Annotated in this window: 31 protein-coding genes and 1 tRNA gene; 4 read left to right on the forward strand and 28 right to left on the reverse strand. The window is 37.3% G+C overall.

Annotation, left to right across the window (positions count from 1 at the left end; translation table 11 throughout):
- Positions 1-6: 6 nt before the first annotated feature.
- Positions 7-438 carry a division/cell wall cluster transcriptional repressor MraZ gene (mraZ, locus tag A5816_RS08365; protein ID WP_002291870.1) on the reverse strand — a complete coding sequence of 144 codons (432 nt, stop codon included), beginning with the start codon at positions 436-438 and terminating at the stop codon, positions 7-9.
- A 169-nt stretch (positions 439-607) separates the two neighbouring features.
- Positions 608-976: a DUF3397 domain-containing protein gene (locus A5816_RS08370; protein WP_002291871.1), complete on the reverse strand. Its 369-nt coding sequence runs from the start codon at positions 974-976 to the stop codon at positions 608-610.
- Between the two features lie 170 nt (positions 977-1,146).
- Here A5816_RS08370 and A5816_RS08375 point away from each other — a divergent pair, with 170 nt between their 5' ends.
- Both A5816_RS08375 and A5816_RS08380 read left to right on the forward strand, forming a co-directional pair.
- Positions 1,147-2,103, forward strand: a complete 957-nt coding sequence (locus A5816_RS08375) for a magnesium transporter CorA family protein (protein WP_010733369.1) — start codon at positions 1,147-1,149, stop codon at positions 2,101-2,103.
- Positions 2,104-2,175: 72 nt separating this feature from the next.
- Complete coding sequence (locus A5816_RS08380; RefSeq protein ID WP_002291876.1) at positions 2,176-2,292, forward strand: DUF4044 domain-containing protein; 117 nt, start codon at positions 2,176-2,178, stop codon at positions 2,290-2,292.
- 53 nt (positions 2,293-2,345) lie between these two features.
- Here A5816_RS08380 and recN read toward each other — a convergent pair whose 3' ends face one another.
- The 17 genes from recN to A5816_RS08465 form a co-directional block, all read right to left on the reverse strand.
- Positions 2,346-4,028 carry a DNA repair protein RecN gene (recN, locus tag A5816_RS08385; protein WP_002375273.1) on the reverse strand — a complete coding sequence of 561 codons (1,683 nt, stop codon included), beginning with the start codon at positions 4,026-4,028 and terminating at the stop codon, positions 2,346-2,348.
- A 17-nt stretch (positions 4,029-4,045) separates the two neighbouring features.
- Positions 4,046-4,495, reverse strand: a complete 450-nt coding sequence (locus A5816_RS08390) for an arginine repressor (protein WP_002286653.1) — start codon at positions 4,493-4,495, stop codon at positions 4,046-4,048.
- Positions 4,496-4,601: 106 nt separating this feature from the next.
- Complete coding sequence (locus A5816_RS08395; protein ID WP_002310269.1) at positions 4,602-5,420, reverse strand: TlyA family RNA methyltransferase; 819 nt, start codon at positions 5,418-5,420, stop codon at positions 4,602-4,604.
- A gap of 8 nt (positions 5,421-5,428) precedes the next feature.
- Positions 5,429-6,319 (reverse strand): polyprenyl synthetase family protein, encoded by an 891-nt coding sequence (locus tag A5816_RS08400; RefSeq protein WP_010733367.1) that lies wholly within the window; start codon positions 6,317-6,319, stop codon positions 5,429-5,431.
- 1 nt (position 6,320) lies between these two features.
- The gene (locus A5816_RS08405; protein ID WP_086311112.1) at positions 6,321-6,545 is read right to left on the reverse strand and encodes an exodeoxyribonuclease VII small subunit; all 225 of its coding nucleotides are present in this window, start codon (positions 6,543-6,545) and stop codon (positions 6,321-6,323) included.
- A gap of 4 nt (positions 6,546-6,549) precedes the next feature.
- Entirely contained in the window at positions 6,550-7,887 is a 1,338-nt protein-coding gene (gene xseA, locus A5816_RS08410) for an exodeoxyribonuclease VII large subunit (RefSeq protein WP_002315413.1), read from the reverse strand.
- Positions 7,888-8,742 carry a bifunctional methylenetetrahydrofolate dehydrogenase/methenyltetrahydrofolate cyclohydrolase gene (locus A5816_RS08415; RefSeq protein ID WP_002375276.1) on the reverse strand — a complete coding sequence of 285 codons (855 nt, stop codon included), beginning with the start codon at positions 8,740-8,742 and terminating at the stop codon, positions 7,888-7,890.
- A 94-nt stretch (positions 8,743-8,836) separates the two neighbouring features.
- Positions 8,837-9,286: a transcription antitermination factor NusB gene (gene nusB, locus A5816_RS08420; protein ID WP_002286662.1), complete on the reverse strand. Its 450-nt coding sequence runs from the start codon at positions 9,284-9,286 to the stop codon at positions 8,837-8,839.
- A complete protein-coding gene (locus A5816_RS08425) occupies positions 9,279-9,704 on the reverse strand; it encodes an Asp23/Gls24 family envelope stress response protein (RefSeq protein WP_002291889.1) in 426 nt (141 codons plus the stop codon). The genes nusB and A5816_RS08425 overlap by 8 nt, the downstream gene beginning before the upstream one ends.
- Before the next feature lie 246 nt (positions 9,705-9,950).
- Positions 9,951-11,015: a Xaa-Pro peptidase family protein gene (locus A5816_RS08430; protein ID WP_002315415.1), complete on the reverse strand. Its 1,065-nt coding sequence runs from the start codon at positions 11,013-11,015 to the stop codon at positions 9,951-9,953.
- A 171-nt stretch (positions 11,016-11,186) separates the two neighbouring features.
- Positions 11,187-11,432 (reverse strand): GlsB/YeaQ/YmgE family stress response membrane protein, encoded by a 246-nt coding sequence (locus tag A5816_RS08435; protein ID WP_002291892.1) that lies wholly within the window; start codon positions 11,430-11,432, stop codon positions 11,187-11,189.
- Between the two features lie 138 nt (positions 11,433-11,570).
- Complete coding sequence (locus A5816_RS08440) at positions 11,571-11,945, reverse strand: DUF956 family protein (RefSeq protein WP_002310263.1); 375 nt, start codon at positions 11,943-11,945, stop codon at positions 11,571-11,573.
- A gap of 82 nt (positions 11,946-12,027) precedes the next feature.
- The gene (locus tag A5816_RS08445) at positions 12,028-12,942 is read right to left on the reverse strand and encodes a PTS system mannose/fructose/sorbose family transporter subunit IID (RefSeq protein WP_002310262.1); all 915 of its coding nucleotides are present in this window, start codon (positions 12,940-12,942) and stop codon (positions 12,028-12,030) included.
- Positions 12,943-12,962: 20 nt separating this feature from the next.
- Complete coding sequence (locus A5816_RS08450) at positions 12,963-13,766, reverse strand: PTS mannose/fructose/sorbose transporter subunit IIC (RefSeq protein ID WP_002294546.1); 804 nt, start codon at positions 13,764-13,766, stop codon at positions 12,963-12,965.
- A gap of 32 nt (positions 13,767-13,798) precedes the next feature.
- Positions 13,799-14,788, reverse strand: coding sequence for a mannose/fructose/sorbose PTS transporter subunit IIB (locus tag A5816_RS08455; protein WP_002289456.1), 990 nt, complete (start codon positions 14,786-14,788; stop codon positions 13,799-13,801).
- A 102-nt stretch (positions 14,789-14,890) separates the two neighbouring features.
- Positions 14,891-15,382, reverse strand: a complete 492-nt coding sequence (locus tag A5816_RS08460) for a mannose/fructose/sorbose PTS transporter subunit IIB (protein ID WP_002289455.1) — start codon at positions 15,380-15,382, stop codon at positions 14,891-14,893.
- A gap of 190 nt (positions 15,383-15,572) precedes the next feature.
- Complete coding sequence (locus tag A5816_RS08465; RefSeq protein ID WP_029682549.1) at positions 15,573-18,380, reverse strand: sigma 54-interacting transcriptional regulator; 2,808 nt, start codon at positions 18,378-18,380, stop codon at positions 15,573-15,575.
- A gap of 647 nt (positions 18,381-19,027) precedes the next feature.
- Here A5816_RS08465 and A5816_RS08470 point away from each other — a divergent pair.
- Positions 19,028-19,822: a PH domain-containing protein gene (locus tag A5816_RS08470; protein WP_002301595.1), complete on the forward strand. Its 795-nt coding sequence runs from the start codon at positions 19,028-19,030 to the stop codon at positions 19,820-19,822.
- A gap of 93 nt (positions 19,823-19,915) precedes the next feature.
- Positions 19,916-20,215, forward strand: a complete 300-nt coding sequence (locus tag A5816_RS08475) for a DUF5960 family protein (RefSeq protein WP_086311113.1) — start codon at positions 19,916-19,918, stop codon at positions 20,213-20,215.
- A 94-nt stretch (positions 20,216-20,309) separates the two neighbouring features.
- Here A5816_RS08475 and A5816_RS08480 read toward each other — a convergent pair.
- The 9 genes from A5816_RS08480 to A5816_RS08520 form a co-directional block, all read right to left on the reverse strand.
- A tRNA-Ile gene (locus tag A5816_RS08480) sits at positions 20,310-20,383 on the reverse strand.
- Between the two features lie 349 nt (positions 20,384-20,732).
- Positions 20,733-21,179: a hypothetical protein gene (locus tag A5816_RS08485; RefSeq protein WP_086311114.1), complete on the reverse strand. Its 447-nt coding sequence runs from the start codon at positions 21,177-21,179 to the stop codon at positions 20,733-20,735.
- A gap of 18 nt (positions 21,180-21,197) precedes the next feature.
- Positions 21,198-22,136 carry a hypothetical protein gene (locus A5816_RS08490; protein WP_086311115.1) on the reverse strand — a complete coding sequence of 313 codons (939 nt, stop codon included), beginning with the start codon at positions 22,134-22,136 and terminating at the stop codon, positions 21,198-21,200.
- Between the two features lie 255 nt (positions 22,137-22,391).
- Complete coding sequence (locus tag A5816_RS08495; protein WP_086311116.1) at positions 22,392-23,366, reverse strand: N-acetylmuramoyl-L-alanine amidase; 975 nt, start codon at positions 23,364-23,366, stop codon at positions 22,392-22,394.
- Complete coding sequence (locus A5816_RS08500) at positions 23,366-23,578, reverse strand: phage holin (protein ID WP_086311117.1); 213 nt, start codon at positions 23,576-23,578, stop codon at positions 23,366-23,368. Before A5816_RS08500 ends, A5816_RS08495 begins: the two co-directional genes overlap by 1 nt.
- A gap of 11 nt (positions 23,579-23,589) precedes the next feature.
- Positions 23,590-23,796 carry a BhlA/UviB family holin-like peptide gene (locus tag A5816_RS08505; RefSeq protein ID WP_086311118.1) on the reverse strand — a complete coding sequence of 69 codons (207 nt, stop codon included), beginning with the start codon at positions 23,794-23,796 and terminating at the stop codon, positions 23,590-23,592.
- Between the two features lie 39 nt (positions 23,797-23,835).
- Positions 23,836-23,973, reverse strand: a complete 138-nt coding sequence (locus A5816_RS08510) for an XkdX family protein (RefSeq protein WP_086311119.1) — start codon at positions 23,971-23,973, stop codon at positions 23,836-23,838.
- A gap of 1 nt (position 23,974) precedes the next feature.
- Positions 23,975-24,421: a hypothetical protein gene (locus A5816_RS08515; protein WP_086311120.1), complete on the reverse strand. Its 447-nt coding sequence runs from the start codon at positions 24,419-24,421 to the stop codon at positions 23,975-23,977.
- Between the two features lie 11 nt (positions 24,422-24,432).
- Positions 24,433-26,598: a BppU family phage baseplate upper protein gene (locus tag A5816_RS08520; protein WP_086311121.1), complete on the reverse strand. Its 2,166-nt coding sequence runs from the start codon at positions 26,596-26,598 to the stop codon at positions 24,433-24,435.
- Between the last annotated feature and the right edge of the window lie 5 nt (positions 26,599-26,603).

Raw genomic sequence — 26,603 nt, forward strand, 5'->3', positions numbered from 1 at the left:
CTATTCTTATAGTCCGAAATCAATCATATTTTCAGCAATTTCGTCAAAATTCTCTTCTGCTTCTGCAGAAAAATCTTCCCATCGTGTCTCATCCCAAATTTCAATTCGGTTAGATACACCGATGATTACGCACCCTTTTGTCAAAGCTGCATAATTTCTTAACGTGCTTGGTATATTGATCCGTCCTTGTTTATCAAGTTCGCATTCAGTGGCAGCCGAATAGAAGAATCGCACAAATGTACGTGCGTCTTTTTTAGCCAACGGCATTTCGTTCAGCTTAGCTTCCAGATTTTCCCATTCGCTCATCGGATAGCCGAAAAGACAACCATCCAATCCGCGTGTCAGAACAAACTTTTCGCCAAGTTCTTCACGAAGTTTTGAGGGAACGATTAAACGTCCTTTTGCATCAATATTATGTTGGAATTCACCCATCAACATTGAAAGCCCCCCATTCCTCCACTAACTAAAATTAGTCTACCACAATCCCCCACTTTCTACCACCTTTTCTAGGAAATCCGGGAACAACTTTTTTTATTCATAAACATTTTTTTAAGAATCAAGCTGTAAAAAGCCTTTTAAAAGACTTTTTACAGCTTTTCTGCTTTTTTCATAGGTAAGAAAGTATATTCACAATGATCAAGACCGCGTACAAGACGATTGTCAGCAGAAAAACCAAACGCCAAGTCATCTTGAAATAACGCGGATAAATGATTTCTTCATAATAATATGCTTGGAAAACAGCAATACAGATGCCCATTAGTAAAACAGAAATAAAGAAAAACGGCAGGATAGAAATTGTCGCTGTGTTTCTAGACAACGCATGCATACCGCCCCACAAAAAAGGAATCGCCAAATCAGGGGCTTTTATTTTAAAACGACGATTTAACGAAAATAATTTTACAAGAAATTGGCAACCAAACAAAACGATTACCGGGTAAATATACCAAAACAAGATAAGTGGTGTGAATGTGCCCATGAACGTAAACTCCTTTTTTATCGTTGCTTCAAGTATACTGTATATACTTTACACAACTGTTTCATTTTATTTAAATTTATGCAGTTATATTCTATATCTTACAAACACATTCCATGTACTCCAATTCCCTATCCGTTATAATAAAAGAAACAGGCAACAGGAGGAAAATCATGATCAAATATTTTACATTAGATAATGAGAAACTGCGTAATACCGGAAAGGAAACTGACCAAACGATCTGGTATTGTGTAGAACGTCCCAATCAAGAAGAGATTCATCAGCTGACACATCAATTTGAAATTCCGTCAGATTACATCACTTCCATATTGGACGATGCAGAAAATTCCCGTACAGAAGAATTCAATCAATCAAAGTTGACAAAACCAGCGTTATTATTGTTGCAATATCCGTTTGCTAAAACAAGCCCTAGCGGTTATTTTCAAGTGGATACATACCCGCTCTCTATCATTTTGACGCCCAAAAAGAAGCTTATCACAATTACGAATCATGAACCACTATTTTTAAAGAAAGTCTTTAGTCAAACCTTTCCAAAAAGCGATGTTTCACCCAATCTCAATATCTTCTTTCAATTCATCTGGCAGGTTACACTGTCTTATAACAGTTATTTAGCTACGCTTCAATCTCAATGCGATACTTTGGAAGCCAAACTTCAAGTATCAACTGAAAACAAACAACTTTATCAAATCATGGATATCCAAAAAAGCCTTGTTTATTTCAGAGAAGCGACTTCTGCTAATTTAGATGCATTGAAAGAATTAGCGCAAAATAAACTTTTCCAAGAAAATCATGCGTTGAAAAACCATCTGCGTGATGTATTGGTAGAAACAGAGCAAGCAATGACTACTTCTCGCATTCAATTAAAACTAGTAGAACAAATGAATCAGACTTTTTCAGCAATTGTATCGAATAATTTGAATAATATTATGAAAATTTTAACTTCTTTAACGATTATATTAACTATACCAACAATCGTCGGAAGTATCTATGGGATGAACATCAAGCTACCCATTGCTGAAAGAGATGATGCGTTTATCTGGCTAGTTCTATTAACATTATTTATTTGTATCGTAACTACCTATTATTTAAAAAAAGGGAAGTTTTTATAAAAAAGACCTCTTGTAGAAAAGACAAAAAGATTGTACACTTGGATTAACTAATTAATTACGAGGTTGAAAACAATGCGTGAAAAAAAACAAACAAGTACTTTTGCTAAAGTAACAAAATTTGTCATTTGGACGATGCTGATTTTAACGATTGGGTCTGTTGTATTGACTGCTGTCATGAGTGTCATGTAAAAAATAAAATATAGCTATCAGCTGCTAAAAAGGACCTGAACCACTACAGTGGCTCAGGTCCTTTTTGCGAGTTGCAATAGTTCTTTTGCATGTTCGAGTGTCAGCTTTGTAATCTCACTCCCAGCTAGCATACGTGCAATTTCTTCTTCTCTTTCTTTTGTTTTCAATTCTGAAACAGATGTTTGCGTACGACCATCAATCACTGCTTTCACGATATAATATTGATAGTCGGCGACTGCGGCGACTTGCGGCAGATGAGTGATGCACAAAACTTGAGAGTATTTCGATATTTGAGAAATTTTATCCGCGATGGCTTGTGCAACTCTTCCACTTACACCTGTATCCACTTCATCAAAGATAATACTTGTCACACCTTGCTCAGAAGAAAAAATAGTTTTCAAAGCCAGTAACATCCGAGATAATTCGCCACCAGAAGCGACTTTCACTAAAGGCTTCAGCGGTTCTCCTGGATTGGTCGTAATGTAGAATTCGATTTGGTCAAACCCATCATGATTCAATTGTCTGTTTTCTTCTTTTAAGAAACGTACTTCAAACTCAGTGTTTTCCATATACAGACTTTTTAATTCATGCAGAATGGATTTTTCCAATTCTTTTGCGATTTTTTTACGCGCTTCATGAAGATCTGCGGCTTGTTGCTGAAGTAGAAGCTCTTTTTGCTCTAGTTCCTCTTTCATTTTGTCCAATTGACCTTCTGAAAAATCAGAAGAAGCTAGCTCTTCGGTGATTTCGTCATAGTAAGCCAATACCGACTCAATGGATTCGCCATATTTGCGTTTCAACTGTCGGATTAATTCTAAACGTTGCGTCACTTCTTCTAAACGACTCTCATCTAACTCCAACAAATCGATTTGACGACTCATGTCGCCGATTGCATCTTGTAGCAAATAGTAAGCACTTTGGATATTTTCATAAATTGCTTCATACTCCACATCTAGATGTGCGATCCCTTGCAATTCTGCAACGGCCAAGCCAACACCATCTACACTGTTTTGTTCATTATTCGTCAGTGCTCCGTAGCCTGCAGCTAATCCATCAGCAATTTTTTGATAATTGCTAAGTTTTTCTCTTTCTTCTTTTAATTTCTCTTCTTCTCCGACTTGCAAATCAGCAGCAGCTATTTCTTCTTGCTGGAAATGAAGCATATCTATTCTCTGAACATAGGATTTTTCATTTTGCTGCACTTTTCGTACCCTTTTTTCCAGCTCACGATAAGAGGTATATTCTTGCTGATAACTCTTTTTCTTCTGTTGGAAAGCTGCATCTCCAAAACGATCCAATAAAGCAAGATGTGATTCAGGCTGGAGCAGTTCCTGATGTTCGTTTTGCCCTTGGATATCCACTAAATAACTGCCGATTTTCCTTAGATTAGCTAGCGTGATGATATGACCATTCACTCGGCAAACATTTTTTCCAGTCAACGACATATCCCGTCGAACAATCAGATTGTCTTCATCCGTTTCGATACCTAATTCAACCATCAATTCAGAGAATCCTTCTTGTTTCGGAAGTTCAAACAATCCTTCAAGAATGCATTTTTCTGCGCCTTGACGTATATAATCGCTTGAACCTCTTCCTCCTGCTAACAAACCTAAAGCATCGATAATGATGGATTTACCCGCACCAGTCTCTCCGGTCAGCGCGGTCATTCCTTCGTGAAAAGAAAGCCGCAATTCCGGAATAATCGCAAAGTTAGTAATACTGATTTCTTGTAGCATCACATTCGCTCCTCAACTTAAAGGTAATGCAGGAAGTCTTTCTTTAGTAAAACTGCCTGGTCTTCAGTTCGTGTAATCATCAAAACATTATCGTCATCATTGATAATCGAAAATAATTCTTTCTTGTAGCGCTTATCGATCAAATTCGCTGCTGCCGAAGCATTCCCCGGCAAAGTTTTCAAAATAACAAATTTTTCCATTTGGTCAACTGCTACGAAAGCGTCTTTTAACAGTTTTTCCAATTTAGTATTTACATCTTCATTTGTTTCAGCTGGTATACTATAACGGTAGCCGCCATCTGAGGCCGGTACCTTAATCAGTTTCAGTTCCTTTATATCTCTGGAAATCGTAGCTTGAGTAACAGATATTCCTTTGCTTTTCAGGATTTCAACAAATTCTTCCTGCTTTCGGATATCTTGCTCACTCAACAATCGAGTAATCAAACGATGCCGATCTTTTTTTCTCATTACGTCTTCGCTCCTTAGCTTATTCTTCTTAACCAATGATAGCTTATTTCCTTGGTATAATAAAGAAGAATCCGCATACTTCTCACTTGATTTTCACAGTTACAATTTATTTATGGTCAAACTGTTCGTGTGCGTTTGAAACCACTTCTGCCATATTAATAGCTGGATTGATCGTGCCGCTTTCAGGTACTTTCTTCAAGTGAGCCAAGAACTCGATATTTCCTTCTCCTCCCGTGATCGGAGAATAACTTACTTCCAGCACATCATATCCACCTTGTGCCGCAAATGACAAAATGTCTTCTAAAACTTTTTGATGGGTCTGTGCGTCACGAACAATTCCGTTTTTCCCTACAGCTTCTCTGCCTGCTTCGAATTGGGGTTTGATTAAGGCAATCACTTCTCCCTCTTCTTTTAAAATAGCATGTAATGGAGGCAGCATCAGTTTTAGTGAAATAAAAGAAACATCGATAACAGCAACTTCTGGAATTCCTAAGGTAAAGTCTTCGGGTTTTGCATAACGAAAATTCACTCTTTCCATTACGACGACTCTAGGATCTTGTCTGATTTTCCAAGCTAGCTGATTGTAACCGACATCTAAAGCATAACTCATTTTTGCGCCATTTTGCAAAGCTGCATCAGTAAATCCGCCAGTGGAAGCACCGATATCTAACAATGTTTTTCCTTCAACAGATAGATCAAATGCTTTGAGCGCTTTTTCTAATTTTAATCCACCCCGAGAAACATAAGGAAGTTTTTTACCTTTGACTCTTAATTCACTACTTACTGGAATTTTTTCTCCCGGTTTATCAAACCGCTCGTTTTTTTCGTTGTAAATCAAACCAGCCATAACTGAACGTTTGGCTTGTTCTCTTGTTTCAAATAATCCTTGTTTGACCGCTAATACATCTACGCGTTCTTTTTCCATTCTTTCCCTCATTTCTCCACATCAAATTGCTTGAGCATCTGGCGCATCATCCCGCCATCAAAAGAAAAAACGTCCTCTTCTAATTTGTCTATGATCTTATTGGCGGATAACAACTCAATCTCCAATGCCTCACGTGTCTTTTCTAGGCCTAATAAACGCGGGTAAGTGTTTTTTTCCATACGTTCATCTTTACCAGCTGTTTTCCCTAATGTTTTCGTTGTACCAATCACATCAAGTAGATCATCTCTTATCTGGAAAGCCAAACCTAAATGTTCGGCTAATCGTTGAAGTAGCAATAAGATTTCTTCAGGTTGCTTCGCTAATATACCTCCAGCTAGCAAGGCATAACGAATCAAACGCCCTGTCTTCCTTTCATGAATAAATGCTAATTCCTCTAACGAAAGCTTTTTCGATTCGCCTTCGATATCTGCAGCTTGTCCAGCCACCATACCTTGTGATCCCGCACAAACAGCTAATTGCTGAAGCAACAGAAGCTTAGGAGAATGACCTAAATGTGCCATACTGATCAGCTGGAATGCGCCTGTCAGTAAACCATCTCCAGCCAATATAGCTAACGCTTCGCCGAATACTTTGTGATTGGTAGGTTTTCCCCTTCGAAGATCATCATTGTCCATCGCAGGCAAATCATCGTGGATCAAGGAATACGTATGCACCATTTCTAAAGCAGCTGCTACTTGATAGACGGGAACATCGATAGGCTCATCAAAGGAAGCAACAGCCGTTAAAAGTAATAAGGGACGGATTCTTTTTCCACCTGCTTTCACTGAATAAGTCATCGCATCACAGAGTGCTCTATCCGTCGTATGTTCATCTAAAAAAGACAAGATTTCTTTTTCTACAGCAGGTAGATGAATAGCTGAAAAGTCAGTTAATCTCATCTCAGCTTTCCTCGTTTCCGTCAAAATCAACTTCTTCATTTGATTCTGTCATCATTTTCGTCAAGGTTTCTTCTGCTTTAGCTAAGGTATCTTGGCAATGTTTGCTTAATTCCATTCCTCGTTTAAACGAATCTAGAGCTGATTCTAATGGAACGTCTCCTTGTTCTAGCTGCATGACGATTTTTTCTAATTCTTGCAGTGACTCTTCAAAAGTTGGATTTTTCATATTTTTATTCTCCTTTGTCTATCTCTTGTACTTGTCCTTTAACGATTCCATCTTGATAATGGATCGTCAGCAAATCCCCTTGATGGATCTCGGAGACACTTTTTACTACTTGATCATTTAACGTCGTATAGCTGTAGCCTCTTCCCATGATTTTCAATGGACTCAACAAATCAAGAGATTGAACAGCTTGAGCAAAACGCTGCTGCTGTTGTTTCATATATTGTTGGATTTTCTCTTCTAAACGTTTTTCTAGATAAGCAGTTTCTTGGCGAGCTGCTTTGACTCGATAAAGCGGAGCCACTTGTTCCAATTGGTGGCTTAACGCGATCGTTTGCTTTTCTTTTGCATGATAAATCTGCTGTGTAGCTTGATATAATCGCTGTTTCAATTGATCTAATTTGATGGTCTGACCTTCATACAATCTTTCAGGCTGCCGAAAGACATAGGAACGTCGAGCACGCTCGAACCGTTCTTGTTTGCGCTGGATCTGGCGTACAAACGCCTGCTGCAATCTAGCTTGCCGTTCTTGAATGCGCATCAACTCTTCTGACAAAACAGGAACAGCTAATTCTGCAGCTGCTGTTGGAGTAGCAGCCCGAACATCTGCTACTAAATCAGCGATCGTGGTATCTGTTTCATGTCCCACAGATGAAATCACCGGCGTATTGGCTTGATAAATCGCTCGGGCAACCCGTTCTTCATTAAACGGCCACAAATCCTCAATCGATCCGCCTCCACGACCAATAATCATTGTATCGAAATCGCCCATCTCTTCTACTCGTCGGATATTCTTGACAACATTGTCCGCTGCTTGATTCCCTTGTACAACGGTTGGGAACAAAACCAATTGGACAATTGGATACCTTCTTTTCACCGTCGTGATGATATCGCGGATAACCGCTCCGCTTGGACTGGTAAGGATCGCGATTCGCTTTGGGAAACGCGGCAACATTTTTTTAGGACCTTGAAAAAGGCCTTCCTTCATCAGCTTTTCTTTTCGTTCTTCCAATTCTTGATATAAAGCACCTATTCCATCAGGCTCCATGTGCTCTACATAGATTTGATACGAACCTCCCGCTTCATAGAGTGAAATACGCCCAACAACAAGGACTTTCATTCCTTCTTTTGGCTGGAATCGTAATTTTTGGAATGCACCTTTGAACATAATAGCAGATATTTTTGCATGATCATCTTTTAAGCTGAAATATTGATGGGCGTTGGCGCGTAAACGGAAATTCGATATTTCGCCTGTTAAATATACTCGTTCTAAATAAGGATCGGCATCAAATTTACGTTTCAAATACCTCGTTAATGTAGTGACAGTTAAATATTCTTGTGCCATTTATTCACCTGCTCCAAAAGCTTCGGCAGATTTTACGGTTTGATACATCAGCATCGTGATAGTCATTGGCCCTACACCTTTTGGCACAGGAGTGATCCAGCCTGCAATAGGCTCCACTTCATCAAATTTCACATCACCGATCAGCTTACCGTTAGCATCACGGTTCATCCCTACATCTATCACTACAGCACCTGGTTTTACAAATTCTTTTGTGACAAAATGTCCACGTCCTATTGCTACGACTAAAATATCTGCTTCTTGTGCCAGTTCAGCCAGATTTTCGGTTTTAGAATGAGCAACAGTAACAGTTGCATCTGCCATCAAGAGTAGCTGAGCCATCGGTTTACCGACGATATTGCTTCGTCCGATAACTACTGCTCGTTTACCCGTCGGATCGATAGAATAAGCTTCAAACATTTTCATGATGCCGTATGGAGTACAAGGAATCTTGTCCGGTTTACCCGCAAGGAGTCTGCCTAAATTCATTGGATGAAAGCCATCTACGTCTTTTTCAGGACGGATAGCTAACAGGATCTTTTCTTCATCTATATGCTTTGGCAATGGTAATTGGACCAATATACCATGAAATCTAGGATCTTGATTGTATTTTTCGATTTCTGCAAGTAGTTCGTCTTCAGAAATCGTCTCAGGATAACGCTCTACTGATGAATGGATTCCGATTTCTTTTGCTACGCGTTCTTTATTTCTTACATAGATTTGACTGGCTGGATTTTCCCCTACCAATAAAACAACTAATCCGGGATGGATACCATTATCTTTCAATTTTTGGATTTTTTCAGCAATCTCTGCCTGCATTTTTTCAGCTAATTCTTTTCCGTTAATCAATTCTGCCATCTAACCACTCCCAGATATTTTTTGTTTTCATTCTACCATAGAATTTTCCCGATTTATAACAGGTTTATGATGATTCACAGAAAAAAGCTAGGACTTACGCCCCAGCTTCTAATTCTTTTAATACATTGGATAAGACACCGTTGACGAATTTACGCGAACGGTCATCACTAAATGTTTTTGCCAACTCAATTGCTTCATTTAAAGCAACAGCCGCTGGTACATCTGTCACATAAGTCATTTCAAAAATCGCGATACGCAAGATCACCAAATCCATTTTTGAGATCCGATTGATATGCCAATTGTTTTTCAAATGTTTTTCGATCACTTTATCCAATTCATCTTTTTTTGCACAGACACCGCCAACTAGCGTATCAAGATAAACAGGAACAAACTCTGATTCATCTTCATTGATCATGTCGCGGTGGTCTAATTCGATTGCGTTGAAAATCGCATCTTCTTTTGTTAGGTCTGCATTGAAGTCTAACGGAAATAAAGCCTGCAATGCCATCTCCCGAATCTCGTGTCTTGATAATTCTTTATTCATTCTCTTCCTCTTCGTCTTCAAAAAGTTCTTCGATTGTTGGTTGTTCTAATTTTTCAGGAACAACAGCTACTACATGGATATTGACTTCAGCTAGATCGATATCTGTCATGAAAAGGACTTGCTGGCTAACCCGTTCTTGCATTTCCATTGCAACTTTAGGAACTGAAACACCATATTCCAGGTAGCAGTAAAGATCTACTTTCAAGCCATCTTCCTCATTTGCCAAGTAAACACCTTTTCCGTGAGCTGCTCGTCCTAATAATTCAGTGACATTGCTGGCAAAAGTTCCGCGCATTCCGTATACGCCTTCTACTTTAGAAGCAGCAATCCCGATGATTACTTCGATGACTTCAGGAGCAATCACGATCTCTCCCAAATCTTGGTTTGCGTTTAAAATCAAATTTTTTTCATCTGCCATTTATTTATTCCTCCCTTTGCCTAAGCACGAGATACATCCGAATTCTCTATGATGCGGCTATAATGATCATTTGGTAAAAAAACTGCCGCCGATCAGCTGCAAATTGCTATGAATTGGAGAAAATATCCAACTTTATTATCTCTTACAGCTTAAAAGTTCTTCTATAGTGTATCATTAAATCAAGCGATTTTCTATAACAAAGTCTGTGAACACTGATTTTTACGCTTACTTCTTTTATGGACGAGACTATAAGATGATCAATTCTTTTGGTGAACGAGTCAATACGCGATTCCCATCTTCTGTGATCAGCAAATCGTCCTCAATACGTACCCCGCCGATTCCTGGTAAGTAGATCCCTGGCTCGTCAGTAATTACATTTCCTGGTACAAATTGTTTTTCCGCACGAGAAGAAACATTCGGTCCTTCGTGGATCTCTAGACCGATCCCATGACCTGTAGAATGTCCAAATGCTTCACCATAACCATGTTTTGAAATGTAATCTCTAGCAACTGCGTCTAATTGGACACCAGTCATTCCTGGTTTCGCAGCATCAATAACCGCTAATTGCGCGTCTAGAACTACTTGATAAATTTCTTTTAATTTTTCTCCAGGATCACCAATAGCGAATGTACGTGTCATATCAGAAACATACCCTTCGTAATAGCAGCCAAAATCCAACGTGATCAAGTCACCTTGTTCGATGAGTTTCTTGCTTGCTACACCATGCGGCATAGCCGAACGCAATCCGCTAGCAACGATCGTATCAAAAGAAACACCTGAAGCGCCAAGAGAACGCATATAAAAGTCTAGTTGATTTGCGACTTCAATCTCAGTCATGCCAGGTTGGATCATTTTCAGGATGTGATCATATGCCATATCCGCAATATTACATGCTTTTTCGATAATGGCGATTTCTTCTTCATCTTTCACTTCTCTAAGTTCTTCAATCATCTGTGAAACAGGGACTAATTCCGCATCGATGATTTCTTCTAAAACCGAATATTCTAAAAATGAGACTGTTGTTTCCTCAAAAGCTAATGAGTGCAGTTCTTCTTTGCGTACTAAGTTTGCTACCTCATCAAAAATAGGTCCGACATTTTTAATAATTTCAAACCCTTGAGCCTGCGCTGCCGCCTGCTCGGTATAACGAAAATCAGTAATAAAAAATGCTTTTTCCAAAGTAATAACAGCTAATCCTGTCGTACCTGTAAAGTTCGTTAAGTAACGAAGATTGTACGGACTGGTAACCAAAAATGAATCCAAATTTTCTTCTTGCATCTTTTTGCGCAATTTTTCTACACGTAGCATCATAATGAAACTCCCTCTTTCTTTGCACGCTTTTTTCTATTATAGCAAACTTTTCTTCGTACACGACAGTTAAATAAAAATTTCCGGAAAACTTCTTTTTCTTTTAAAGAAAGAAAGCCAAAAAGGAGTCACGGTTTCGCCGCAACTCCTTTAGCTTTACTATTTTATAAAAACTTATGACCGTTTTCCAAAGAAAAACGAGACAACTGCTACCAAAATCACTGCACCTAAAATAGATGGAATAAGTGCCATACCTGCAGCTTTTGGTCCCCATTCGCCGAAAATCGCTTGTCCAATACTTGAACCAACTAATCCAGCAATGATATTCGTGATACAGCCCATCGAATTTCCTTTGCTGGTGATTGCACCTGCAATCGCTCCGATCACAGCTCCAACAATCAATGTCCATAACCAACTCATAATATAACCTCCTTCTTTGCTAATCAATTTTAGCATAAGGGATTTAAAGGGGACAAATAATTGGTTCTGCTATTTCATGTTTTCTTCTGCAAAGTAAAAAAATAAAGAAAACCTCCCCTTAGAAGTTTTCTTTATTTTTTATTTGCGTTTAAACATGCTACGGATACCACGTTTCACTACATCAAAGAAACTCAATGATTGTACCATTCTATCTTCATCTACATATTCTCTGATCGCACGAAGTACTTTTTTAGGTTCTTTGGAAGAAAATGTGTATGTACCATTTTTTTTCGTTTGAATGGCATATCGAGGAATCCATTTTCCTTTTAGCATGACCGATGCTAGTACATAATCCACTTCTTCCCATGGAATTTGGATATATTTGCGTTTGTCTCGCGCATGGTAAAATTCAAAGCCATTATCGCCTATCATGATTTGTCCGTAATCTGTCAGCCCCGTAAATGAAGTAGCGTCAATTACTAAGTCTACTTTTGTATTGATTGATTGAACCATTTTCTCCCTCCAAATATCTGTTTATTCACAGTATACTATATAAAAAAAGCTCGGGACAACGCCCGAGCTATATTTTTATGGATTATAAAAGTCCGATGACGTGTCCTACAACACCGACTACGAATAAGCCAAGGATAATAACGATTGGAGAAACTTTTTTCTTAAGCAACCACATACAGAACAATGTTAATCCTAATGCAGCTAAACCAGGAATCAATTGGTCTAAGTTGTCTTGTAACGTTGTTACCTTTTCAGGAGAAAGGGCTAAGCCATTATTAACTTGTTCAAATGCACTCTTGATTCCTTCACCACCTGAAGGTAATTTATCCCATTCGATGTAAGCACCTTTATCTAATTTTACAGTTGATACAACTGGTAAGAATTTGATTGATACCCATCTTTGTACCAAGGCAGCTAATACGAACATCCCTAAAATAGAAGCACCTTTTGTTACGTCTTGTAATAATCCGCCAGAAAGGTCATCCGTAATTTTAGAACCAGCTCTGTAGCCGAATTCTTGTGTATACCACATGAATGCCCAACGAATAATGTTCCAACCTAAGAAGAAGATGATTGGTCCAAGGATATTTCCTCCCATAGCTAATGAAGCACCTAGTGCACCTAGCATTGGACGTACTGTAAACCAGAACACTGGGTCACCAACACCAGCTAAAGGACCCATCATACCTACTTTAACCCCTTGAATCGCTACATCATCCACAGGTGCGCCATTCGCACGTTCTTCTTCCAGTGCCAATGTAACCCCTAAAATTGGAGAAGCAATGTATGGGTGTGTATTAAAGAATTCCAAGTGACGTTTCAATGCTGCAGAACGTTCTTCTTTTGTTTTGTATAATTTTTTGATTGCTGGAATCATAGAAAATGCCCAGCCACCGTTTTGCATACGTTCGTAGTTCCATGAACCTTGAATGAAGGTAGAGCGCCATGCAACAGCTAAACGATCTTTTTTTGATAATTTGATTTTTTCTTCTGCCATTTTATTTTCCTCCTTCAAGATTAATAGTCATTCAAAATGTCGCCTAAAGGGTCACCAGAGTTGCTTCCGCCTCCATTATTTGATGAACCACCCATTTTAGAAAGGTTCAAGTAAATAAGAGCTAATGCAACACCTAAAGCACCTAGAGCAATCAATGTTAATTGAGAAATTGCAGCTACAACGAAACCGATAACGAAGAATGGCCATACTTCTTTTGTAGCCATCATGTTGATTACCAAAGCGTAACCTACAGCTACGACCATTCCCCCACCGATAGCCATACCATCTGTTAACCATGCTGGCATTGATTCAAGGAATGATTGCACAGTTTGTGCTGGGATAAATAGCAATGCTGCTGCTGGGACCGCGATACGAACCCCTTGTAAACATACAGCAATGATGTGCCACATTTCAACCTTACGGATGTTTCCTTCTTCAGCAGCCGCATCCATCAAATGAACGATTGGAACAGCGATTGTACGTACGATCATTGTTAAGAACAACCCTGCAACAGCCAAAGGAACGGCAATCGCGATCGCAGAAGGAACACCTTTAACACCTTGTCCACCTAAAACTAAAATAATTGCTGATGCTACTGATGCTAATGCAGCATCTGGTGCTACAGCGGCACCGATATTTGCCCAACCTAAAGCGATCATTTGAAGCGTACCGCCAAGTACGATACCAGCTTCGAGGTTACCGGTAACTAAACCGATCAATGTACATGCCACTAGTGGTTGATGAAATTGAAATTCATCAAGAATACCTTCCATACCAGCTAGAAAGGCAACTAATACGACTAAAATTATTGAAATAATAGACATGATAAGCCTCCTATAAATTTTAATATTATTTATTACGCTTTTGCTAATTCAGCTTTTGCTTTTTTCAAAATGTCATCCATGTTATCGCGTGAATCATTAGGTACTTTACGTACATCGAATTTCACACCTTTTTGTTCAAGCTTCTCAAACGCTTCAACATCTTCTTGTCCCATAGACAATACTTTACTTACAACGACTTTACCAACTGAATGCGCCATTGACCCAACATTTAATTCTTTGATGTCCACGCCACCTTCAACAGCTGTCAATACGTCTTCAGGATTTTCAAATAAAAGCAATGCTTTGGTATTTCCAAAACGAGGGTCTTTTGCCACTTCGATCATTTTGCTAATAGGAATAACATTTGCTTTTACACCTGGAGGAGCAGCTTGTTCGATTAGTCTCTTACGCAGATCATCCTTTGATACTGCATCTGAAACAACGATAATACGGTTTGGTTGCACTGCTTTTGTCCAAGCTGTCGCAACTTGTCCATGTAACAGACGTGAGTCAACACGAGCTAATACATATTTGATTTTCCCGTCTCCGACCACAGTTCCTTCCGGAAGTGCTCCTTTAGGTTGTGCGTCTTCAACTGCTGCTTTCGGTGCTTCTGCCGGTTCTAATTCTTCCGGTTTCACTTTTACACCATCTTTTGCTGTTTCAATGATATGCGCTGCAATTTCATGAGCAGATTCCATTGAAAAGCGTGATGCATAGGCTTCAATCAACATTGGCAAATTCAAACCGCTGACGATTGCCCATTTATCTTTGTGCTCTTCGAATAATGTGTTTGATTGATTGAACGGTGTTCCGCCCCATAAATCAACTAAGAATAACACTTCGTCTTGATTATCAAAAGAAGCAACCGCTTCTTCCAATTTGGCTCTCAAGTCATCTGGACCTTCACTTGGTTTCAAAATCACGGCTTTGACGTTTTCTTGTTCGCCAAAGATCATTGAACCGGATTGTAAGATTCCTTCAGCAAATTGTCCATGACTTGCTAGGATAATCCCTACCATATTTATACCTCCTATTTACTTTTGTTGTAACAAATTCAAAAATATTAATAATTGCTAACCATTACAACAGAATTATTTGACCTTTTCCAACAACCATTTTTGTTACACCTTTTTGATTTTCGCTAGTAGTTCCATCAAAAGGATTTTCCTGTCAGCAGGTACTTTTCGAATCTCTAACTCCACTTCTTGACTGTTCAAGTAACGAAAGGAATCAATATCTTGTTGATTTACTGAAACAAAATTGGTAATCATTGATTTGCCTTCAGTAAAACTCATACCGCCGATATTCAACGACTTCAACTGTACACCGCAGCGGACAACCGCTTCAACATCTTGGGGATTGGTGAATAAAAGCATCACTTTCGCTCGTGATAATAGTCCACTATGATAGATTTGAATCATTTTCTGCACGGTTATTACATTTGCTGTGATTCCCGGCGGTGCAGCTTCTTTTAATAGAAACTTTCTCAATTTATCTTGAGCAACTACATCGCTGATCACAATGATACGTTCAACACCTGTTTGCTTCGACCAAACTGTTGCGACTTGCCCGTGGATTAAACGATCATCTATACGTGCCAATCGAATATCCATCTGCAAAACTCCTTCTTCCTCACTACTTCACAGAAACCCCTATCATTTCTGTGTGAACAACCACCTCCTAGCACACACTACTATAAGCAAAAAGCGTGCCAACTTTTTTGCGATACACTAATTGAATTTAAAGGATTCTTAACCAATACACAAAAACGATACACTATAAAAGTGTATCGTTTTTGTGTATTTACGGCATAGTGTATTCTTTTTTATCTAGCTGATTATGCACTAGACGTAGCAGATAATACATTTCTTCTATTGGCACTTTTACTTTTATCTTATCTTCTAGCAGGACAACCGAGGCTGTTAATTGATTATAAAGAGGATCACTCGTTGTGTTCGTCAATTCGTTTTCTTCCACCGTCAACGTTTCATTTCGAATAATCCGTTCGATCATTCCTGCTGTGTGCATCACCAAGTTGATCTTAAAGCCATATTCTTCATCGCCAATTCCCATCGTCTGAGAGATTTGTGTAGAAAATTGCCACATTGGATCGATTAGTTTACTACCATTGATAAAGATGAAGTTCTCAGAGATAAACTCAACACATGTTTTTTTAGCTGTCTCTTCATCTAGCGAGACGAATTCAGTTTCTTCCATTTCTGATTCCATAAGCAACTGATCCAAAATGACTTCGATATTTTGATCAATGAAGCGCTCTAAAGGAATAAATGGTGCTTGGATATTCAAATCAGTAATTCCAGTAGTTGCTATGATCTGATATTCTTTTTGGATGACTGGCAATTCTTCTTTCACTTCCACAATCGACAAAGCTAAAACTTCTAATTCTGTTTCTTGACGCTTATTTACCGCTCGTTCGATCAATTCTTTGATTCTTTGTGCTGTACCTTCGCCAGATGCACAAATAGCCAAAACAGCTTTTTTCTTATGGATAGGTTTTGTTTCCTGGACAGGTTCTACAGAAGATATTTCTGCGTAACCTCGAAAATTCTTCAACGATTCATGCAACATATCTAAATCTGTCCCTAATACAGAGACCTTTCGTACGGTTTCCAAAACTAGAGAAGTCGTTACCATGTCAACGGTACGTACAGGTATCCCAGTGTCTCGCTGAATTTGTGAATTAAATGAGGCGAGGGACCCCATATCCACTAATAGTATGACCCCGCTTCCTTCATCTACTTCTTGTACATTGCGTTCAATTCGGTCTAAAGCTGTTTTCGGATCCATATCCAACGGCATGTCTACTGCTCGTACGTTCTCTGCATCTAACAACTGTTGGACAACCTGAACCATACTGCTTGCTGTACTGTTTCCGTGAGCCGCAACGACTACACCGATTCTGCCGCTTGCTTGGTTCGCCCGTAACGAGACGAGTAGAACAGTCAAGTAGTAGTCTTCACTTTCTGGAATATCCACTTGAAAATACGTTTCTATATAACTACGCACTTCTTTCGCAACAGCATATTCATCTGGAAAATCAAATGCCATCTCACGGATATTATCATTCGTATGCCGTTCTTCTCCTAAATTTATTTTTTTCAAAAACGAACTGATATGCAAGCTCATAGCATAAATAAAGTTTTGCTGAAACTCATATGGTAAAGATCTTTTGACCATTACATAAATCTGATTGGTCACTTCTATGATTTTTGGATCTACAAATTCTGCTAATTTGCTATCTGCATTAAAAGAAAACCCATGGTCTTTATAAAAAGACTTCAGATGGATATTGATATCTGTAGAAATAAAGTGATTGATTGCTTCTTGGTCCAACCCATCCGACTTCAGCAAAGCTGCTTTATCTCCGATGATATCATATAGATTATAAGGTAATTCATAGGAGTCTGATTGGATTTTCATGATCGTATCGTTTGGTGCTACAGTTATCTTTGGCTCCAATATTTTAGAAAGCTCTGCCATTGCACTGCGGTTGCTTGCTAATTGAATCAATCCGCTACGAATCCCTTCTGTCAAATCATCAATCGTAATCGATATTTCGGGAGATTGCATATGATTTAGAAATCCTCGTGCGCATACTAACTGGATATTCGACTTCAATTGACCTATATTCCCATAAGTCACACTGCCAATCAGTGCTTTTGCTACATCTTCTGTCAAAGAGATCTTTCGTTGCGTGCGGTTCGCTTCGTGGGCAATCATAATTTTTACTAAATCGACTTTCTCATTTGCAGGACGTTTTTCAAAAGCCGGAAGTTTGATATTAATTGGGATACGCCGAACAAAAGTTTCCAATAGCGAAGAGCCTGGATCTTCTGTGGTCGCACCTACGATTCGTACATTTGCTTCATGGGATTTCGTTGTTTCTCCAAGTCGGCTGTAAGTCCCGTGATCCATAAAGTAAAAGATCATTTCTTGACCTTCTGGAGGCAATCGGTGAATTTCATCCAGAAATAGCATACCACCATCCGCTTGATCGATAATTCCCATTTTTTCTTCATCTGCACCTGTAAAGGCTCCTTTTGCATACCCAAATAAATGGCTCATCAAAAGCTCAGGATTATTCGCGTAATCAGCACAATTGAAAACAATCAGTTCCGTTTCCTCATCTATTACATGATGTGCTTTGGCAAAGTGATACATCGCGTGCGCAAAATAAGTCTTTCCTGATCCGGTAGGTCCTGTAATCAAGCAATTTAATCCTCTTGGCGGATACAAGATCGCAGCTTTTGCCTGTTCCACCGAGTTTTTCATGCTGCCATTAGCTCCAATGATTTTTGCAAAGATATCCTTAGTATCTATCTGGAGCGTATTTTTTTCTTCAGAGACCGGCGTTTCTTTGTAACTGACCACATGTTTTGTAGCTGGCTTTACGTGCGTAGCGAGTGTTTGATATATGTAACGTACTGGTCGTCCATCTGTCTTTATCAATTTTCCTTCGCGCACTAGCTGATTCAGATCCTTACTGCTATTCGTTCGTTGGATTCCTAACACTTCAGCAATTTCTTGTGTCGTTACTCCTTGGTCATATTCTGCCTTTGTTAAATGAGCGGTTTTTTCTTTGACATACATATAAATTCGGTCCATGCGTTTTGCCAATGGTATCGCTCCTTTTCTATAGACTGTTGTTCTTAGGCTTCAAAACATAATACTATGTATTTATTTCCGTTTCGTCAACTATTTACCTGATTTTGTTTTGTTGACAACAAGCGAAGGGACAAGCGTAATGAAGATAAAAGAACACAAAATATCAATTCCATTTTTATATCGGAAACAAGAAAAAGAACACTATTTATCCTACAATGATGCTCCTGATAGTAAACAATAACGCTTTCATCAATAAAAACAATAGTTATCAAAACATCCTGATTACAAGATGGCAAAAAAATATTAAGCGTAAAAAGACATGGTAACCTTCGCATCCTTCATTACAACTTTTATTTTTATAAACAAAAAAAGAGGCTGTGACAAAAGTCTTGTCACAACCTCTTTAATCGCAAGATTCAATTAAGCTTCTTGAGCTACTGGATAAACAGACACTTCAATTATACTGTTTCCTGATAAGATCTCAATTCTTCTGAACCCATGATGTTAGTGCTTTTCTTCTATTATTAAATATCTTGGAATTTTCTATTCTTTCTAAAAAGTATGGTCAAAGTATGGTCACTATTGATAGAATATTAATAGTAGTAGAAAGCTGATATCTAGGAGGAACTAATGTGAGTAAACAATGTGCAAAGTGCGGAGGTAAAATTGGCTTAACTTCATATAAAATCAAAGATAAACAAATTGTTTGCGGCAATTGTATGAAAAAAGCTGGTTACGGTATGACTACTCCTTATAAAATAATAAGATCTTTGAATTTAGAAGATTTAGATAAGGATCCATCAGAAAAAAGAAAATTAAACATATCTGATCATACTGCACAAAACAATCATGATATAGGTAATGATAGAATGAGAACCACTGAAGAGATGGTAGAATTTTGTCTTAAATACGGCTACGGTAAAGGAATGACTAAAAAATGGACAACTCATCATTTTAACTTAATATCAGATCAACTTAACAGTGACGAATACGTAATCTTCTGCTTTGTAGGATTGCATAATTATATCTCATCAACTAAGCATGACAATAATTATGCATACGCATTAACTAATAAACGTTTAATTGTAGCTCAACAAAAAATGATAGGCAATAATGTACAAAGTATTATATTAGACAATTTAAATAATATTAGTAAAAAAAGAGGAATGCTGTTGGGTACATTAACTATTGATACTCTTGGTAAAGTATTGAATGTTGCAGTTGATAAAGATACTGTTGATAGGATAAGTGATTCTTTAAACGAAATTATTTATAATTTAAAAAGAAGAAATATTTCTGCTACAAATTCCAATACATCAACAATTTCCTCAGCTTCAGAAATAAGAAAATATAAAGAACTATTGGATGATGGAATCATTACAGAAGAAGAATTTAATAAAAAGAAACAAGAATTATTAGATTTATAATATCTATCAAAGAAGATGAGCATTTAATTTAGCTCATCTTTTTCTATTTACAATACAAACATTTGTTCGTATACTCTTTTTGAGGTGAACATTATGTTGATGGAAGGAAAAACACAATTATGGTTTAAATTTGACCCTTCGAATAGATTTATCAAAGATTTTTATAAAGTATGGAATTCAGAAGTTTTCTTTTTAGCAATCGAAGATAGCTTATTAATCAATCTCTACTATTCTAATAAGAACTATTTCAAAATTTCTGCTGCAAAAACTAGAATGAAGAAAGATGTATATTTTTTGTTTGATATCGTGACTGACGTGCCAGACGCACGGAGCGATCATCGGCGTTATGACTATATAAAGTATACTTTCGTTGATCCAGAAAGGTATAAATAAAAAGCCACTCAAATGAGTGGCAATGAAAAATAAACATTGATTTGTATGATATCCTTCAAAAAAATTCTAGCATAGAACTAACTTAATTACTATATGTACCCTGTAGGACTCGAACCTACGACCGGACGGTTATGAGCCGTCTGCTCTAACCAACTGAGCTAAAGGTACGAGAAGCCATCACAACTACTGCAAACAAAAAGAATGGACATAGACTAGATAATAATGGGTTTCATTCTTTGTTGTGATGGCACATTAATTATTACACATTTAATAGCAAAAAACTATATTGTACTTATTCTTTGTAAAATATATTATTTTATGCTATTATTTCCAAGTCATAAAAAGAAAAAAGCTTCAGATACTTATCTTTTTGGGGAAAGACTCTAGGGTGAGGGGGTATCTGAAGCTTTTTTCTATGTTCATTATCTCACATGGTTATTTTTTAGTCTATTATTTGCTTAACTTTTTCAGAAAAAATGAAAAAACCTCAGCCAAGGATGATTGGTTGAGGTCTTTTTTAGTGGTTACGAACGTTATTTATCATTTTTCTTAACCGTATTGTACTATATATAAAAAATACTATACCTATTAACGAGGTACAAGTTTGGGCATAGATAAAAAACGACATAAAGAATTTAAAATTAAAAAATATTAGTAAAACTTCAATCACTATAGAAAATAAAAAGAAAAATAAACCAAAATATATAGGTGAGAAGTAAGATTCTATATATCCCGCTTTGTCTCTTTCTTTAACCTCAGGTCTCATTGAAAATTCTACCATATTGCCAAGCATGGAATATAAGAAACCAGCAAATATAGTATTTATAGTAAGCAAGTTATATAATTCGTCAAGTTCTGGTATAGTTACTTTTTTTCTGCAGAAAAAAACTATAGTAGCTATAATTATACTTATAATAGTTATTCCCCAACTAATTTTGTCTCGATCCTTCCTCCTTCTCTCCATTTGATATTCCCTCCTGCCTTATATATAACTCAATATATCCGACTCGTTTTTCTTGAACTGAATCCACATCTGACTTTCAATTTCTTCTTGCAAATCATTTGCAGTTTTGCTTGTATCATAATTAAATTTTGCTTTTTTTGTAAAATTATCATTTAATAATTTGAACTCTTGCATTATATCATCTTCGTCGTCTTTAGCTTTTACTTTAAGATTAATATTTTTACTTTTAAATTTACTAAAGAATTCTTTAGCTTTTTCATAACTATCAAACACAGAATTCTTCCTGCTATCAGTTACTAATTTTACACATGTTTTAATATGTTTTTGATTTTGTAATAAGATATATTCGTCTTCACTCAGACCTGTTATTTCTTTGTGAGTACCGGCTGGAAGAGTTAATTCATACTCAATAGTACCAATAACTTTTTTTCGGCTTAGTTTATCAATTGCATCTTCATCCATTAATACAATTGTTTTCCCCCATATTTTATTACTATCTTTAAATTCTTGTGTAAACATATCACTTAAATAAGAAATGTTTGGAGCCACTTTTTCTTTAATATATGTTACAGCAAAAGTTTTTTTATCAATAAGGAAATATGAAAATGCTTCAAATAATTCATCAGATTCTTTCGAAATTAACCTTGATTCTAAAGAATCGTTTTTTCTAATTTGAAATTGATTAATATCTTGTTCTTTTCCCATCTTACCAAAAACATAATATTCATTTGAAGTAATTATTTCAACAGAAGCAAATTTTTCTTTTGTTGAATTGCTATCATACCTTTTTACTTTCAAGGCATTATTACTATTTAAATGATTCTTAACTAAATCATCTAAATATATATTTTTTTCCTTAATACTTAGTGGAGACATCACAGAATCTCCATTTCTATCTTCAGTTAATCTCAATAATTCCAATCGAAAAAAATGTAAATTTTTTGTTTTTGTTGTCATAACAATTACCTCCAAAATTAATATATTTGCCCTTTTAATTAAATCAAAAGAAAGCCTTAAAAACAAGGGTCCTAAGGCTTCCATCGGCAAATATAATCTTTGAGGATTATGGAGTTACTTTAACACATAGGGAACATAAGTTCAAGTTAAACGTTTATGATATTAAAACAACACTTTTTGATTTATATGACAATAAATTTGTAACAAAAATGTTATATTTTTCATGTACCACCCCTAAAAGAGGGACTATTTTATTTATATTGTCAAATAGATATCAGAAATCCGCACATCATTTACTGCACCTTCACCGTTTGACTGATTGCATCGACGTAAGATGATATCAATTTTCTTTCCTTTCATCCAACTAGAATCAAAAGTAACATCAAAACCTAGCGCATCGCCACCTTGATAGCCGTATGCCTTTTTGACATCTGGACGAGCAATCCCTTGAGATTGGATGCGCGTTAATTCTTTATGTGTCCCGTGTTCCATCACAAGTACGTATGCGTATGTTCCAATTGCACCTTGTGGTTTATCAGGAACCAACCAACCAGCCACACGAACAGTTTTGTCTGATACCTTATTAAATTTATCTAGTTTTCCATAGGCGTTCCCTTGATGCGTTGGCGTACTTGCTGATACTTTATCATCATGATTCTGATCTTCTGTACTGCCATCAGGTTTCAATGCGGGATTATCATAGTATTTCTTGATTTGCGCAATAAAGTAATCTTGCATTTGAACAGTGATTGCTGCAGGAACTGCTAACGTAGAATCATAGCCACAATGTTCCATTAGTGAACGCTTAGGACATTCAGTTGCTGAAAATTGATGATGGCATTTGACTGTATCTCGGTTAACTGGCAATCCGTAAAAACGAAGATCCTCCGCTGCTTGCCAGAAAGCATTTTGTTCTGCTTGTAGGAAAACTGCTTTTGGTGTTTCCCGATTCCCACGCACTTCATATCCGATATAGCTATTATTACCATCAGAATTAGCGACATGCCAAGCACGATTATAAGTATCTTCTGTGCGAATAATCGTGTTTTCATCACAGTAATAATGAGCAAATCCTGCTTCTAACTGTTTATCTGTCATTCCTGCCAAACGATTCATTTCTTGTTCTGCTGTCGTGTTTGTCCAAGTATTATGGATGACTACACCCTTCACATCTCCTACACGTCTACCTGCTACACCACGACATACTGAATTATTGATAATATTGACCATTATTGATTACCTCCATTTTTCTTATAATTTTTGTTAGATACTTGCATGATTGTCCCTAAAAATGTCGTCACAGCTGTGATCGTTGTGACAGCCACATCAGTATGTTCATACCCATAGACTTTTCCCAGTCCACCTACCAATACAGCGAATGCTGGCAGAACAATCGATACTACCCATTTGACAATGTCATACGTTGAATTATTTAATTTCATTTTTATTCCTCCTACTTTAACTTTTCGTGAATTTTCTCTACTGTACTTTTGATATCTTCCACATCGCCCAGAGCATCCGTCAGTTTATCGATCGTACTTTGATATCTTTTTTCTCTTGCGTTATTCTGTTGCATTACCCAAATAAATAAACCCACGAATAAAACAGCAAAGCTAATTTGTTCAGGATTTGACAGCAACGACCCTAATAATTTTTCCATGTTTCACCATCTTTTCTACAAAATAAAAAAGCACATCCCTTAAAATGCACTCTCGTCTTTATTAATAATCTCATCTGCTTCTTCGTCCGTAATACACAATGGCACAAACTCACGAACCTGTTCTTCTGTAAAACAGCCCCAGTCAAACATCATTTTCACATCGCTAAAACTAAACATACTACTCACCTCCTTCTGATTCTGGATTTAATTGCTCTTTAATTTCTGCAATATCCTTGCTGTTTTGAAGCGAAGCAAGCATTGTCTTTGAATTGATTTGTGCTAAACTGTCAGCTTTTTCTTTTAATGCAGTATTTTCCTGTTTAATTGCTACATCGTTTAGCATGAGTTTGGCATTGAGCTGTTTTAGATTACCATTCTCGTGTTCCAGAGCCTCGTACACTGCTTCAAGATTATTTAGCTTATTGTGATCCAATACATTCGTCAAAACAATCCATCGGTTTTCTTGCGGATCAAATAATTGATCATTAATTGTTAACGGCTCCCCATCTGAACGAATTCCTTCTAATGGTGGGACATCAGTAAACGGGACAGTCATAACCATATCATCTAACACTTTTCCGGCATATTCCCCACCAGGCTTGCCATACTTCCAAATATCTTTCATTTATTTCACTCCTAGTCTATATAGTATTGAATTGGCGCTAAAAACAAGTTGACTGTTCCCCTAAATGAAGGTAGACCGCAAACGCCGTTCGGTCGGATATAAGCCATCCCGCCATTGTCTAAAGTATTGCTACTTTGTGGTGGTAACAAGAATTGATACTCATAATTATCAGTTGGATTACTTGGTCTAAATCCTTCTGGAATCGTACAAAAATCTTGTGTACTTAGCGTGCTGCCTTTTAATGATCCACGGAACATTACTAGTTTTCCAATTCTCCTGATTTGTCCCTGTTTGTTCCATGAGTGACCATTGATTGCTGTTAGATTTACCCATCCGGTATCTTCTGGAACTGTTGCAACTTCTTTACCTGCAATCTGTAACCCATCTTCAAAGTTTTTTAAACCTTCAACTGACTGTGGTTCGGTCAAACTAACCGTATTATTCAAATTTTTTTCAGTATATTCAGGTGTGATGTCCCAGCTGTAATCATTGGGATTGTTGCTGTCTTTCAATCCTTCACCGAAGTATTTATATTCACTAATATTCGGAGTTCGTGTGTCGCCTTTTTCAATTTTGAGCCAGTTGATTTGGCACGTGCCGAGACTGTTGTTTGGTGTTTGGATGATTTGGGCTATTTTAGGATTATCGGCTACTTTTTCCGCCGTGAAAGTAAGTGCCCATATATTCGGCAGACCTTCTACCGGCGAAAGATTGCCATAACCAGAAATGCCCGGATTGAAAAACCTAAAGAGTTGCCCCGACGGTTTCGTGCCTTCAAGCGTTACCGTGTAAGTTTCGCCTATAACGAAAGGCTCTGTCATTGTGCCTTGATACAATACCGAACCTTCAGAGTTGATCGGAAACTTAATTGTAGGATCGGCAATGTTCTCACCCAAAGCCACCTTACTCAAATAATATGGAGCATTGAGTAGATTAGGCTGGTATGGTGTGGCTGTTGAGCCTTCTTCAATCTTAATGTCACTGACTATTACCCCACCATTTATCCGACTACTATACCCTTCAAGATCAATAGTTAAATAAAACCTTGATAAATCTGTGAGTTCATAATTTACTACACCTGTAGCCTTTACCGTTATTTCTTTACCTATTTCAATATCTTTAGCAGTAACACTTAATAAAATAGTACCATTGTTAGTTTTACGATAAGATATTCTTATTGTATTAATATCTCCAGTTGTACCTTCATCTACTTTAACTTTTGCACTTATGGTGTACGTTTTACCACTAATTAAACTAGGTGCGTTATTTGAAGTAAATGCGTTGAGTCGTTCAGCACCTTTCGAGATTACGTGTATAGCATTAGTAGAAACATCTGTTACAACAGTATCACCTTCTAGATGAAAATCAGAAGCTTTAATTACACTCATTAAATTCGGATTCCCCGAATAATCATAGTTCCCGAAGTCGATGCTATTGGAGTACATCTTTTTCAGCTTGCCGAGATCGCCGATTTGCTGATTGGTTTGATTCATCTTGTCTTCAACTGCTTTAAGATTGTTTTGTGCCGATGTAACGTTTTGAGAAACGGTATCAACCTTAGTTTGAGTAGCTTGTAGTTGCTCTGTTACCTCGTCAACAGTTTTATCAATTGCTTGTGTGGCTCCCTCTACAAATTCATTTATTTGTTGGTTTGCCTTTTCAATCGTAGAATCCACATTTGTTAATGCTGCGTTAACAGCATCTGTCGCCTCTTGCTTGACCCCATCAAGCAGTTGTTGAAAGTCCTTAAAATAATATTCTCCATTCAATTGAACATCGCCATCAATGATAGATTTCTCAATATTAAAGGTAAATGCCAAATTGTCGGTATGACTGCCATCTGGAAAATCGATGTAAACATTGGCATCGACTTTCCCTTCGTAAGAAAGCAACATATCAGGAATCGGGTATTTTACAATACCTTGCATGTAGCTCTCAGTAATAATTTGGTTGTCAAAAATAGGAAATTCTTTTTTCTCTTCCTCTTGATAGATGTACATAAAAAGACGAACAGTCGCATCGATTAAATCGGTCGGACTTCCGTCTTGATTTTCAATATTAAATTGTAAAACACCAGCATTTTTATCATAAGATTTAAAAGTAAAGCCTGTAATCTTGGTGGCACGACTAACTGGTTCTGTAGGTACGGTGATCTCACCAACTTTTCTGTCTGCCAAATCAA

Source organism: Enterococcus sp. 3G1_DIV0629 (genome assembly GCF_002141285.1).
In the GTDB taxonomy this organism is placed as follows: domain Bacteria; phylum Bacillota; class Bacilli; order Lactobacillales; family Enterococcaceae; genus Enterococcus_B; species Enterococcus_B lactis.

Bases quoted from the DNA above. Each gene is read 5' to 3' on its own strand.
- mraZ (WP_002291870.1), bottom strand. From the start codon at position 438: ATGTTGATGGGTGAATTCCAACATAATATTGATGCAAAAGGACGTTTA.
- A5816_RS08370 (WP_002291871.1), bottom strand. From the start codon at position 976: ATGGGCACATTCACACCACTTATCTTGTTTTGGTATATTTACCCGGTA.
- A5816_RS08375 (WP_010733369.1), top strand. From the start codon at position 1,147: ATGATCAAATATTTTACATTAGATAATGAGAAACTGCGTAATACCGGA.
- A5816_RS08380 (WP_002291876.1), top strand. From the start codon at position 2,176: ATGCGTGAAAAAAAACAAACAAGTACTTTTGCTAAAGTAACAAAATTT.
- recN (WP_002375273.1), bottom strand. From the start codon at position 4,028: ATGCTACAAGAAATCAGTATTACTAACTTTGCGATTATTCCGGAATTG.
- A5816_RS08390 (WP_002286653.1), bottom strand. From the start codon at position 4,495: ATGAGAAAAAAAGATCGGCATCGTTTGATTACTCGATTGTTGAGTGAG.
- A5816_RS08395 (WP_002310269.1), bottom strand. From the start codon at position 5,420: ATGGAAAAAGAACGCGTAGATGTATTAGCGGTCAAACAAGGATTATTT.
- A5816_RS08400 (WP_010733367.1), bottom strand. From the start codon at position 6,319: ATGAGATTAACTGACTTTTCAGCTATTCATCTACCTGCTGTAGAAAAA.
- A5816_RS08405 (WP_086311112.1), bottom strand. From the start codon at position 6,545: ATGAAAAATCCAACTTTTGAAGAGTCACTGCAAGAATTAGAAAAAATC.
- xseA (WP_002315413.1), bottom strand. From the start codon at position 7,887: ATGGCACAAGAATATTTAACTGTCACTACATTAACGAGGTATTTGAAA.
- A5816_RS08415 (WP_002375276.1), bottom strand. From the start codon at position 8,742: ATGGCAGAATTGATTAACGGAAAAGAATTAGCTGAAAAAATGCAGGCA.
- nusB (WP_002286662.1), bottom strand. From the start codon at position 9,286: ATGAATAAAGAATTATCAAGACACGAGATTCGGGAGATGGCATTGCAG.
- A5816_RS08425 (WP_002291889.1), bottom strand. From the start codon at position 9,704: ATGGCAGATGAAAAAAATTTGATTTTAAACGCAAACCAAGATTTGGGA.
- A5816_RS08430 (WP_002315415.1), bottom strand. From the start codon at position 11,015: ATGATGCTACGTGTAGAAAAATTGCGCAAAAAGATGCAAGAAGAAAAT.
- A5816_RS08435 (WP_002291892.1), bottom strand. From the start codon at position 11,432: ATGAGTTGGTTATGGACATTGATTGTTGGAGCTGTGATCGGAGCGATT.
- A5816_RS08440 (WP_002310263.1), bottom strand. From the start codon at position 11,945: ATGGTTCAATCAATCAATACAAAAGTAGACTTAGTAATTGACGCTACT.
- A5816_RS08445 (WP_002310262.1), bottom strand. From the start codon at position 12,942: ATGGCAGAAGAAAAAATCAAATTATCAAAAAAAGATCGTTTAGCTGTT.
- A5816_RS08450 (WP_002294546.1), bottom strand. From the start codon at position 13,766: ATGTCTATTATTTCAATAATTTTAGTCGTATTAGTTGCCTTTCTAGCT.
- A5816_RS08455 (WP_002289456.1), bottom strand. From the start codon at position 14,788: ATGGTAGGGATTATCCTAGCAAGTCATGGACAATTTGCTGAAGGAATC.
- A5816_RS08460 (WP_002289455.1), bottom strand. From the start codon at position 15,382: ATGGATATTCGATTGGCACGTATAGATGATCGTTTAATCCACGGGCAA.
- A5816_RS08465 (WP_029682549.1), bottom strand. From the start codon at position 18,380: ATGTATGTCAAAGAAAAAACCGCTCATTTAACAAAGGCAGAATATGAC.
- A5816_RS08475 (WP_086311113.1), top strand. From the start codon at position 19,916: ATGTTGATGGAAGGAAAAACACAATTATGGTTTAAATTTGACCCTTCG.
- A5816_RS08485 (WP_086311114.1), bottom strand. From the start codon at position 21,179: ATGGAGAGAAGGAGGAAGGATCGAGACAAAATTAGTTGGGGAATAACT.
- A5816_RS08490 (WP_086311115.1), bottom strand. From the start codon at position 22,136: ATGACAACAAAAACAAAAAATTTACATTTTTTTCGATTGGAATTATTG.
- A5816_RS08495 (WP_086311116.1), bottom strand. From the start codon at position 23,366: ATGGTCAATATTATCAATAATTCAGTATGTCGTGGTGTAGCAGGTAGA.
- A5816_RS08500 (WP_086311117.1), bottom strand. From the start codon at position 23,578: ATGAAATTAAATAATTCAACGTATGACATTGTCAAATGGGTAGTATCG.
- A5816_RS08505 (WP_086311118.1), bottom strand. From the start codon at position 23,796: ATGGAAAAATTATTAGGGTCGTTGCTGTCAAATCCTGAACAAATTAGC.
- A5816_RS08510 (WP_086311119.1), bottom strand. From the start codon at position 23,973: ATGTTTAGTTTTAGCGATGTGAAAATGATGTTTGACTGGGGCTGTTTT.
- A5816_RS08515 (WP_086311120.1), bottom strand. From the start codon at position 24,421: ATGAAAGATATTTGGAAGTATGGCAAGCCTGGTGGGGAATATGCCGGA.